This window comes from Verrucomicrobiia bacterium, assembly GCA_019634635.1.
Classification (GTDB): Bacteria; Verrucomicrobiota; Verrucomicrobiia; order Limisphaerales; family UBA9464; genus UBA9464.
The window spans coordinates 1-10,818 of the sequence record JAHCBB010000060.1 but is presented as its reverse complement, the minus strand read 5'-3'; the positions used below and the strand labels follow the sequence as shown (position 1 = coordinate 10,818).

Sequence of the window (10,818 nt, the reverse complement as noted above, 5' to 3'; positions counted from 1 at the left end):
AGACCGGATCCAGTATTCCTGTGGGATCAAGCCGTGCGATACGGTTGCGCACCTGGCCGCCGAGCTGAGTGAAATCACCTCCTACCAGAATCCCGCCATCCTCCTGGAGGGCAAGCGCGAGGACGGAGCCGTTGGCATTGGGATCAAACGACGTATCGAGCGTGCCGTTCGGATGAAGGCGTGCCAGCCGGTTTCGTGGCAAACCCCCAACTTGGGTGAATTCGCCGCCAATCAGAATCCTTCCGTCATCCTGCAATACGACGATGTTGACCGTTCCATTCACATTGGAGTTGAAGGCGGTGTCGAGCTCCCCATCAACAGTAACCCGGGCGATGCGATTCCGCGTTTGGCCGGCGACCTCAGTGAACTGGCCGGACAAGATGATCTTCCGATCGCTTTGAACATTAAGTGTAACAACCCGTCCATTGACGCCCGGATCGAAGGATGGATCAAGCACGCCATCGAAATCCACCCGGGCAATGTGATTCCGAGGCATTCCAGAAACTTGCGTAAAGTCGCCTCCCATTAAAACCTTGTCATCGAATTGCACTTCCAACGCGTACACGGCTGCGTTCGCATCCGGGTTGAAGCCGTCTTCCAATACTTGGGAGCGAGCCGGGAAGGCAGTCAAAAGTGAGATGCAGCCAAGAAGTGCGACGATAGGTTTGCAAAAACTCACGGGGACGCGCTCTGCGGCAGCGTTTGGAGCATTGAGGATGTTGTTGAGCATATCGCTTTGTACTGAGTGTATTGCCAATGAGACAGATCCAAGGCGATCAGCACCGTTTAGGCTGGTCTCTCCGCAACTCCACGAGACTTCCCCCGTCGGTGTCAAAGGTCCGGGCGTAGAGGTCCCCGATGGCGATGGTGCCCTCAGTGCGGGCCTCATTGGCCAGTTGCCCGCCTGTCTCAGCGCCAGGCGTGATGATGGTGCCCGGCATCTGCAGGTCATCCACGCGGTCGTTGCCAGTGCCGCCTGCCAGGTTGGAATTCACGTCCCGGGTGATGGTCCCGGATGCGGTGGCGACATAATCGAGCCGGGCCGAGGAGGTGCTGGAGGACCTGGAGCGAGACGCCCGGCCGACCAGGTTCTGCGCATCGTCAAAGACGCGGATGTGCGGAGCGAACGCGGTGCCACCGCTGGTCTGGCTGGCCCGGAGGAAGACATGGTCGCCGGCGGAGACGGTGAAGGTCCAAGTGTCGGTGTTCCCGGCGGGCGAAAGGGCGTCGGAGCGGTTGCCGCCGTTGGCGAGGGCGGTCTGCGCCAGCCCGGTCTGAGACAGGTGCAACGCCAAAAGCGGGGCCAAAAGGCAGGAGGCCAAGAGCCGCCTGGCGAAACACCCGGCAAATATTCCTCGTGAAGCCAGTGCAACCCACGGGAGCGGCCCGCCTGGCGTGAGGCCGAGGAGGGATGGAGTGTCGGAGATCCTTTCGAGGCCGTTTCCGGGGTGCTGGTTTGATTTCATGACGAGGTGATGCGTTCTTAAGTTTGCCCCAGCTTGTTGACGCTTTCCTGCTGCGACTGGTTGCCGAGTTTCATCTCCTCCGCCACGATCCAACGACCGGCGCTGCGACTCCTGGGATGGCGCGGGTCCGAGGCAATGGAATGCCAGACGTGATGTCGAGAATATCTTTCGCGCACAGCTACCGCGTCGACTCAGATCATTGAAGTTGGCTGACACATACACTCCAGCAGTGGATGACGCGACGAAATAGCTGCTGTGATCGGCGTCGTAGGTAATACCGCTCAGACCGACATAGACATCGGCTGGTATGCCCGACGTGACGGCCTTCTCCCAATTCGTTTCGCCAGGCGTGAGCCTGTAAAGCGCTGAGGCTCCTGTCGTGCCCCGTGGATCGGTGCCCAGCCAGACGTAGCCGTTGTCAAGCTTCACAAAATTCAGGACGAGGTTTGTCAGCGTGTATGCTGTGGTTCCTTCCACGATATTGATCACCTCAAAACTCGTTTCATCAGTCGTGCGGTAAACCCCGCTGTCGCCGCCGAAGCGAAACACGTACAGATATTCTCCATCCGTCGCCATTGGCCCCACGCTTCCAGTCCGGCCAGGGAAGTTGGTGCTGATGTCCGTCCAAATCTGGGCCGACACGACAGTGGCCGGGATGAGGCAGGCAACAATGAGCATCTGGTTCATGGAGTTTCAGTTTGTGCGAAATGCGGTTTCCACCCTGCAACGCCACGGCTGGACAAGTGTTTCGCCTGGGAACTTCGGCTGCGTGGGCGGACGCAGGCGAAAGAAGGGATTGCCGGGTTCCACGGAAATTGTGGTTCGCGCATTGAGGCCGTTGTCGCTCACTGGAGAATTCACCGGGCACGCTATTCTTGGAAGCCATTTCACGGCAGAACCTCTGCTCTGAAGTGGCCAAGGCTACCAAATCCACGGGTTGAAAATAGGTGGTAGACCATGGCTCCCGTTCCCTCGAACGGCTCCCCGACCGGGACCCACGTCTGGAGATCGACGGAACGCTCGAGTTGGTAGGTTTTACCGGTGATTGTGGGTGTGCCAATCTCGAAAGCAGTCGCAGCCGTAAGCGTAAAGTCCGCTGGTTCGATCCTCACCGAATACGAGGTTCCATCGAAGTAGATCCCACCCGCAGCAGTCAAGGCAAAGTCCACCAGGTCTCCTTCGTTCAAGCCAACGCCAAAACTGTATTCTGTCCCCACGATATCACTCGCGGGGACAAACCGTTCAAAGACTTTGCGACCATTCACAAAAACGGTGAACTGGGTACCGTCGCCGCCAGGGGCATGTTTCGCCACATGGCCGTAAACGCGCACCAGAGCCGTTGTCTCGCTGACCCAACGGCGGATCGCCCAATGCTCTGCGGGTGTTCTTCCACCGTTGTCACCGTCCGCATTCGGGTGAACAATGCCGGCTGTGATCTGCGTCCAGAATGAGCCGCTGATCCGCCAAGCGTTACCTGTGAAGTCTGCGGGCCCGAAGACCGGGAATTCAGTGAAATCGTTGGTCGCGTCGTAGCCGGGAGTTGTATCCGAAGTCAGGTCATAGTAGCCGTAGTACCAATTGTTGCCTCCCTGAATGTTCGAAAATTCGGCAACGGAATCCGCGATGGGTTGTGCCCGAAGTGAAATTGGCGAGAAGCTAGCCAGCAAGATTAGTACAATTAGTTTCATTGGGATGAATTTGTTGAGTTTGATTCAAAGTTGGGGCAGACGCAGACGGAAGTAGCCACTGCCGGGTTCCACGGATACTGTGATTCGCGCATTGAGGCCGTTGTCGCTCACTACCGCGATGTCCTCCCAACTGTCCGGGTCCACCAGGGTCGCGGTCCAGTGCAAGACGTACCTCGCCAACGCAGAGCGCCAGTTCACGGTGAGGGTTTCGTTCTGCTGCGCGTCCCGCTGCGGCGCGACGCGCAGTTGCTTGCCCTGTTCGGGCAGGCCGGTGGCGTTCAGTTGGTAGGTGCCGGTGCCGCCGACCAAGCCGTTGTCAACGACCACCTCAAAAGAGCCGCTGTCCGCCGCGATGAAGACGATTTGGGGGAGAGTGGCCTGGCTGTGCGTCGCCAGGAGTTGCCCGGTGGGGTCATACAGCCGCAGACGCGGCGAAAAGCTGCCGCCGCCGGTTAGCTCCTGTAGGCGCAGAGTGATGGCGTTGCCTTGATCCGCCTCAAAAGTCGAGACGTCCATGTCGGCGAGCGTAATCCCTCCGTCACTAGCGCTTTCCCGCGACAGCGGCCCGCCCTCGTCGCCACCGGGGATGATGAACGCGCCGGGCACCTTCAGGTAGTGCAACCGGTAGGTGCCCGTCACCCCCGTGGCAAAGCTCACTACGACTGTGTAGGTCCCTGCAACCTCGGTCACGAAGTTAACCGCCGGCTCGTAAAAATTGCTGACGTCATTCCGCAACCCTCCGTTGGGATCATACACTCGCAGACGCAGAGTTGCGCCTTGCGAACCGTCCGAGGCAGTCAATTTGCCTGCCCGCAAGGAGACGTGTTCCCCGGCTGCCACCTCGAATGTCCTTCGATTTTCCGCACCGACGCCGAGATTGCCCTCATGATTACCACCGTTTGTCAATGCGGTGCCGGTCGCAGGATCGGGCGTGAAAGGCCCGGTTTCGAGCAGGTAATTGATCCGGTAATTTCCCGCGCCGCCGATGAAAACGGAGTCCAGAACCACGTTGAAAGTGCCGGTGGACGGCAGGATCAGTTTCAGTTCGCTGGTGGAGGCGTTGCCGGAGACCGTGTCCGCGCTGTAACCGACCAGCGTTCCGTTGCCATCGAACAGGCGGGCGCGGGGCGCGTAGGTCGTTCCGCCGGTCAACTGGGTGAAGCTGAGCGTCACGCGGTCCGCCGCGTTGCCGGTGAAGCTCCACACATCAAGGTCGCCGAGGGTGGTGCTGCCGTCTTGATTGCCGGTGACGAGCGGCAGGCCGTCATCGCCCGGCGGCGTGATGAACGAGCCGGGTGACTTGAGATAGAAAAGGCGGTAGTTGCCCGTGCCTTCGGGGGCGGGGGAATCAATCACCACGGTGTAGGTGCCCACCTCGGTCGCCACATAGTCCAACCGCGCTTCCGAGGCGCTCGAATTGCCGGCGCCGCCGGCGCTTCCGACGAGGATTCCCGCTTCATTGTAAACCCGGACGCGAGGGGCGAAGGCCGTCCCGCCCGAAGTTTGCGCGGCGCGCAGGAAGACCTTGTCGTCCGCGTCCGCCTCGAATGTCCAGACGTCCAGGTCGCCGACACTGATCGCGCCATCGTGGTTGCCGCCGCTGGTGAGCGGGCCGCCGGTGTCGCTGGCGGGCGTGGCGACCGACGCGGGCAGTTTTACGAGATGGAGGCGGTAATTTCCGGTGCCTTCCGCCGTGGCGGAGTCCACCACGACGGTAAACGTGTTGGTGGTTGGCGTCCGGAAGGAGATGCGCCCTTCCGAGGTGCTGGAAGCGGAGCCGCCGCTGGCTTCGGCGAGCTTGTTGCCGGCGGGATCGAAAATGCGGATGCGCGGCACGAAGGCGTCGCCGCCGGACAGTTGTGCGATCCGCAGCTCCACGAGATTTCCCACGTCGGCGTCAAAGCTCCACGCGTCGAGGTCGCCGAGGGCGATGGCGCCATCGGTGCGGGCCTCGTTGGCCAGCGGCCCGCCGGTCTCACCGGGAGGAATCGTGGTGGCACCGGGCTGGCGGAGGAAGTCCACGCGGTAATTGCCCGTGCCGTTGGCCAGGGCGGAGTCCACGCGCACTGTGAACGTTCCGGTACCTGGAGAAATGAAATCCAGCCGCGCGGAGGAGGTGCCGGAGGAACTGGAACCGGCGACGCTGCCAATCAGGGTTTCACCGGCATCGAAGACACGAATGCGGGGCGCGAAGGTCGCGCCGCCGCTCGTCTGACTGGCGCGCAGATAGATTTGGTCTCCGGCCTCGGCGGAGAAGGTCCAAGTGTCCGTTTCGCCGGCGGCGGAGATGGCATCGCTGTGGTTGCCGCCGTTGGTCAGAGGGATTTGCGCGCCGACGAAGCATGGAAGCCCCACCAGGACCATGCCTGCCAAGAGCCGGGAAACGCCTGGTGCGATGAATATTGCCGGAATCACGCACCAAGGCTACGCGGTGAATTTCCGGCAGGGAATGGCCCATGTGGGCGATGCGGGCGCATGCGAGTGCCCGCGGAACGCGATGGAGAGTTCGGCCTGGACGAAAGCCACCCAGGAAATCGGCGGCGGACCCCAAGTCTCCCAGAACCCACCACAGGTTCCCTTCGCTACGTCGGTCAATCCAGCAACCCACGGCCTCCTCTCAGTTTGATCAACGCCTCCTTCACCGAGTGGACGCCCAGCTTCTCGAAAATGTTTCCGAAGTGGTGCTTCACAGTGTTTTCGGAAATGCCGAGTGCGGCCGCAATCTCGCCCCGTTGGAGACCTTGCGCCGTCAGGTCAAGCACCTGAATCTCGCGGGGCGTGAGACCGGAATTCCGCTGAACCGCACCCGGATGGAGGTCCTTCAACAGCGCCCATATCTGTCGCGCGACCGTTGCACTCATCAGCGGCGTGCGACCCGCCAGTATGTCCTCCACGCCCGCGACGAGGTCCGGTGCATCTTGTTTGACGAGATAGCCCTGGGCGCCAAGTCCTATGGCGCACGCGATCTCACGACTGCTTTCCACCACCGTCAGCATGACCACACGGACATGACGCACGCGGCGCTTCAAGGGTGCAATCAGGTCCAGTCCGGAGGTGCCGGAAAGCTGGATGTCCAGCAGCACGACGTCCGGATGTGCGGCAGGAATCTCGTGCAGCGCCGCGTCGGCATGCGCACACTCCGCCACCACCTCCCAGTCCGGCCGGGCGTTCAGGGTTTCGACGATCTGCCGGCGGACTCTGGCGACATCCTCGACCACGGCGATGCGGATGTTGGTCTTCATCAGGCAGGAGGCACCCAGGTCACGGCGGGCACGGACATTACGGATGATGATCCGCCGGGTACCGGCCCCATCCGTGCGCCTGGGAAGTCCCTGGCTTCGCGGTCCGGCCCCGGCGGAACCAGCGGCCTTGCTTCACGAAGGTCTCATTGTGAAGCGGAACGGAGAATTCGACTCGTGTCCCCCGGCCCGGCACCGAGTCGATGCGGCAACAGCCTCCCAGTTGCTCGCAGCGCGTGTGAAAGTTGCGCAGGCCGTTGCCACGCATTGAGGGCACCGCCACGTCACGCGCCACGGATGGCTCCGCACCCGCTCCCGGCGTGATCCTGAAGCCGCCCCCGTCATCCTGGATGCAGAGACTGAGTTCACGTTCGTCCGCTCGCAGTCGGATTTTCACGGAGCGCGCATGGGCGTGCTGAATCACGTTGCGGATGGCTTCCTTGAACATGGCCGCGACCTCATGGCGCACGACGCCGGGGACGGCAATCTGCGGGCTGGCCGGTGGCAAGTCGAGTTCCGCGGCGAGACCGACGGCTGAAAGGCATCGGCGGGAGTGATTCGCAATAAACCCAGCGAGTTCCGCCGAGGAGTCATTGTTCGGATTCACGGCCCAGACCGCGTCGTGCAGTTCGTCCAGGGAGGCACGCACCTGTTTGCCCGCCTCCGACCGGTGACTCACGGTGAAAGCGAGTTCGGTCAAATGTGCGCCGAGATTGTCGTGCATATCCCTGGCAATGCGTTCTCGTTCGCGCTGCAAAGACATCAGACGCCGCGCCTCCGAACGATGACGTTGCCGGCGCAGGTGCAACGCCGCGAACCCGCCAGCCGCTCCCGTTACGGCGAAAAGGCTGCCAAGGTGGAAGGGCCAGGTCTGCCAAAAGTAAGGTGCCAGTCTGAAGGCCAGCACCGCGTCGCGCTGACTCCAACGGCCTTCATGACTGCGCGCCTGCACCCGGAACTGGTAATGGCCCGGCTGGACTTTGGTGTAGCTCGCGCGGCGCACGGAGCCAGCCTCACGCCAGTCCGGATCGTGGCCCTCGAGTTTGTATCGGACCCGCACGCGCTCGGGCGAATGCAGGCTGGTGGCGGTGAAGTGGAACTCAAGATGTTGACCCTGGCGGGGTGAGAGCGTGGGCGGCGGAACGCGCCGCATCGCATCCAGGCCGGGCAGCGAGCTGTCTCCGCCTGCCTGATTGGATGCGGAGGGAGGTTCTGAGAACCTTCGAGACGGGGTGGACGGCATCGTGGCCATATCCCAAGTGCCACCATTCGCAATCACACATTCAATGAAGACCGACGGTGGCGGCGCGGTGGGACATTGGGCGGGGTCCACCACAACCAAGGAACTGCCCCTGGCAAACCAGAGGCGACCATCGCTGCCCTTGACGCTGGATTGCGAACCGGACCGGCTTTTGAGGACCAAGACACCATCGGCGGGGCCGAATCGCGCAACGGCCGGCCGCCGGGTGCGATCCCGCAACCAAAGCTCCAGTTCATCCTGCGCCACGCGGACCAAGCCCGCATCATCACTCATCCAGAGGCGCCGGGAATCGTCCTCCAGAATTCCGTGAATGGGTTGTTGGGGAAGGCCCGATTCCGGTCCGAAGATGGCAAACTCGTCGTTCGCGAAGCGGCAGAGGCCGTGAGGCGTGCCCAGCCAGAGATCCCCCTCTCCGCCGGCATGCAGGGCAATGAAGGCGGTCCGGCTTCCCTCAGACGGATCGGCGATCCGGCGCAGGAGACCGGCGGCATCCAGCTGGAACAATCCGCCTGCGGTGGCGATCCAGAGGTTCGTCCGGCGATCCTCCGCAAGTGCGTGGAGCTCGGGAAATGCAACATCGGTCACCCGCTCGAGCGTCGTCGGGCTGGTGGCGCGATAGAGGCCGTTGGTCGTTCCGAGCCACAGTCCTCCAAGACGGCTCGCCTGAAGAACCTGCACCTGGCCCAGCTCCTGAAAATGGCGCACAAACGGATGCTCCGTTGCGTGCTCGAAGCGCGACGAGGGCAATTGGAAGAATCCGCCGTAACTGTGGCCGGCCCACACTTGACCAAATGCATCGGTGGTCACCAGTGGATGCTGAAGCGGCCGCGTGCGCGCATTGAACAGGTGCTGCGTGTCGAGGATGGAAAGCTCGTTGCCCGACCACCGCCCAAAATAGTAATTGCCTCCGAGCCAGAGCACTCCCGTTTCATCGGCGACTAGGGAATGGAGTTCCGTGTCGCCGATGCCGTCAAACGACATGCTGGTCAGCGGCGGACTCCGCAGCCGAACGAGCCCGTCCCGCCCTCCGGCCCAGACCGCGCCTTCTTGATCCACCAGTACATGCCTCATCGACCCGAGCATCGGGCCGACGGGTGTCGCGACAATCCCATCCTCGCCGTCTGCCAGGCGCATCAGGCCGCCCTGGTGCTGGCCGGTTTCCGATTCGTTGGTCGCCCAGACGTTGCCTTGAAGGTCCTCAGCCAGACGCGCATGGGGATTATGCACCCACAGTTTCACACGCCGGGGTATTGCATCCGGCCGGTCCAGTCGGGCGACGCCGTGGTTGGATCCAATCCAAAGCCTTTGCCGGCGATCGAACAGCAAACCGTAGATGTCGAGCGAGGTGGATCTCGATCCCAGTTCAACCCGGGTCAGGACTTGGGTGACCTGGTGCGTGAGCGGGTCAAAAGCAACCAGCGCGCCAGATGTGCCGATCCACAGGGATCCGTGCCTTGATTCCGCGAGCGACAGAACCCGGTTGACGTCCGGGACCTCCATCCAGCGCACGCCACCGCCATCCCACCAACCGAGACCCCGATCCGCCCCGATCCAGAAGCCGCCTGCGGCACGTCGGGTGATCGCGTTCAACTTTTCACTTCGCAGTTCCGCCTGACCGGGAAAGCTCACGAACCGGCCATCGGCGCGACAAAGCAACCCGTTCTCCGCGCCGATCCACAGGCGCCCTTCATTGTCTTCGTGGAGGCATCGTCCAATAAATCGGTAGCCTTCCATCTCCGGGGTGTTCGCCGGATCGAATGTGGTGAATCGCACACCATCGAATCGCACCAGCGCGGTGACGTTGCCAATCCACAGGTAACCGTCGCGGGTTTGGAGCAGCGACAGGATCTTGTTACCCGGCAGGCCGGATTCCTTGGACCACCGATGGATGTCGAATCGCGGGACGGGGCGTGCCGGAGGCGCATTCGACGAAGCGGAGAACCCGTTGGTGATGACGAGATTGGTCATCGCGCCGCCATAGAAGAAGTTGGCAATCTGCAATTGCCGATCTTGCGAGGGCCCGTTCAACGCACCGTGGGTGTCGAACTCAAGGTGGCTGATACGGAACTGCGGAACCTCCCCGAAGCCAGGGACGGCGGCAGTTCCGAAGCAAGGTCCTCCAATCCGAAGCAAGACAAGCAGCAGTACGAAGCCTTGCCGCGGTCTCACTGGATTCTGAATCAGCCCCATCTCAAAACACCGGTGTGTAGGGACATGCAATCAGGAGCGCGCAAGGGGTGCAACCCTGCTGCCATGGACGACAGCAAGGGGGGAGTCACCGAACCCGGCGCGGATCCCTGAGTTTCACGATGCGCATCCTCCATATGGTGATGTGCAAGGAAAGGGCCACGGCTCTTCCGCCTCATCGTCACCAGACCGGCCGCGGGGGCTTGCCCCCGCGCCAATTCCCCCACGCCGCCTCGGTCAACCTCATTTCGGAGGCATCATTTCTCCGACGTCCAGACCGCCTGGTCCCACCGGCTTTCACGAACACGGCGCCTCAAAGCCCACCGCGCCCACAACTTGGGTGTCCGCCCGCGTCGCGACAGCGGCCAGGCACGGGCATGCGCGAAGCGCCTTGGAGTACGCGCGGCCCTCCGCCGTTTTGGAACGGCGCCCGGATCCAGCTTCGGGGTTCGGCAAAGGCAAGATTCGGCCCACTGCTTGTCGGTTTCGCGCCGGCCCGCTCCGAAAACGGTGGAGGGCCAGCGTACTCCCCGACGTATCGCGCAGACCGACGCGAAACCGCTCCCTGCGCGATGGCGGACGCCAGCGTCGCGATGGGTGTTGCAGGGATCCGTCCGGATCTCCGGCGTCCACTGCCAGGACTGGGGGGTGCCTCTCCACCGTACGAGTTCTCCATCGGAGAGACCTCCTCGGCCCTGCAGGCGGCGCTCCACCGGTTGACTTCCTGCCGGAGTGTCAGTGAGCTTTTGACCCGTGCCTGTCACGCCCACCGAGTCCGCCGTCACACCATCATGCCGCTGAGCCTGGCCGTCTCACCGGCCGGACACCTTCTTGCCGTACCGGATGACGAAACCGAGCCGCGGTTGTCCGACGCGGCGTCCGACCGGTTGCATGCCGCGTTCCATGCGTCGAGCGCGCATGGCCTGGAATGGCTGGCCTCTGACGGGTTCCCGGAAGCCGTTCCGCCGGCCATTGTG

7 protein-coding genes are annotated in these 10,818 nt (G+C 62.5%); 1 reads left to right on the top strand and 6 read right to left on the bottom strand.

Features of this window, described 5'->3' with window-relative positions; all coding sequences use genetic code 11:
- The 6 genes from KF791_20565 to KF791_20540 all read right to left on the bottom strand — a co-directional run.
- Window positions 1-730, bottom strand: a 730-nt coding sequence (locus KF791_20565; protein ID MBX3734976.1) for a delta-60 repeat domain-containing protein, incomplete at its 3' end; no start/stop codon positions are given.
- A 46-nt stretch (window positions 731-776) separates the two neighbouring features.
- A complete protein-coding gene (locus KF791_20560; protein ID MBX3734975.1) occupies window positions 777-2,153 on the bottom strand; it encodes a hypothetical protein in 1,377 nt (458 codons plus the stop codon).
- A gap of 200 nt (window positions 2,154-2,353) precedes the next feature.
- Window positions 2,354-3,154: a hypothetical protein gene (locus KF791_20555; protein ID MBX3734974.1), complete on the bottom strand. Its 801-nt coding sequence runs from the start codon at window positions 3,152-3,154 to the stop codon at window positions 2,354-2,356.
- 24 nt (window positions 3,155-3,178) lie between these two features.
- The gene (locus tag KF791_20550; protein ID MBX3734973.1) at window positions 3,179-5,569 is read right to left on the bottom strand and encodes a pre-peptidase C-terminal domain-containing protein; all 2,391 of its coding nucleotides are present in this window, start codon (window positions 5,567-5,569) and stop codon (window positions 3,179-3,181) included.
- Between the two features lie 176 nt (window positions 5,570-5,745).
- Window positions 5,746-6,396: a response regulator transcription factor gene (locus tag KF791_20545; GenBank protein MBX3734972.1), complete on the bottom strand. Its 651-nt coding sequence runs from the start codon at window positions 6,394-6,396 to the stop codon at window positions 5,746-5,748.
- A 37-nt stretch (window positions 6,397-6,433) separates the two neighbouring features.
- Window positions 6,434-9,655: a hypothetical protein gene (locus KF791_20540; protein ID MBX3734971.1), complete on the bottom strand. Its 3,222-nt coding sequence runs from the start codon at window positions 9,653-9,655 to the stop codon at window positions 6,434-6,436.
- Between the two features lie 758 nt (window positions 9,656-10,413).
- Here KF791_20540 and KF791_20535 point away from each other — a divergent pair.
- Window positions 10,414-10,818: hypothetical protein (locus KF791_20535; GenBank protein MBX3734970.1), on the top strand; the 405-nt coding region annotated here is incomplete at its 3' end.

What these genes read in the sequence shown, in the direction of transcription:
- KF791_20560 (MBX3734975.1), bottom strand. Translation starts at nt 2,153, where the DNA reads ATGAACCAGATGCTCATTGTTGCCTGCCTCATCCCGGCCACTGTCGTG.
- KF791_20555 (MBX3734974.1), bottom strand. Translation starts at nt 3,154, where the DNA reads ATGAAACTAATTGTACTAATCTTGCTGGCTAGCTTCTCGCCAATTTCA.
- KF791_20545 (MBX3734972.1), bottom strand. Translation starts at nt 6,396, where the DNA reads ATGAAGACCAACATCCGCATCGCCGTGGTCGAGGATGTCGCCAGAGTC.